Origin of the sequence: Streptomyces bugieae (genome assembly GCF_036352915.1) — a bacterium.
Lineage (GTDB): Bacteria > Actinomycetota > Actinomycetes > Streptomycetales > Streptomycetaceae > Streptomyces > Streptomyces endophytica.
The window spans coordinates 1-445 of the sequence record NZ_JAZBJP010000168.1 but is presented as its reverse complement, the minus strand read 5'-3'; the positions used below and the strand labels follow the sequence as shown (position 1 = coordinate 445).

Genomic DNA, 445 nt, shown 5'->3' with positions numbered 1-445 from the left:
AGAGCGCCGATCGCGATGATGCCCGGCGGGGTCAGCAGGGGGGCGGCGGCGACGGGCGCCGTCGCGAGCAGGGGTGCGGACGTGATGTCGGTCGGGGTCACCAGGTCGATCACGACGGCCAGCATGACGACCCCGACCGGAATCCACTGGGCCCTCCGCTGCCGCACCACTCCCTCACCCTGGACGGCCCGGGCCCGCACCGCATCCCGGAGTGGGCTGCGCGGGTTCAGAGCGGCAGCGGGGTGCCGGGGGGCGGGGCGGCGGCGCACGCCGCGTCGAGCCGGATGCGGTAGGCCATCACGGCGTCCGGGTCGTCGACAAGGTCGACGCGTACGCCGGGGGTCTCCAGCACCGCCTGGTCCCCGATCTCGGGGGCGGGGACCCGCAGCAGGTGCAGGGGCGGCATGGCGGTCATGGCGTGCGGCGGGTGGTCCAGCGGCACCAC

The 445-nt window shown here is 76.0% G+C and carries 1 pseudogene; it reads right to left on the bottom strand.

What is annotated here, in order from left to right:
* Positions 1-226 precede the first annotated feature (226 nt).
* Positions 227-445: pseudogene (locus V2J85_RS40715) on the bottom strand (transcriptional regulator); the annotation flags it as partial.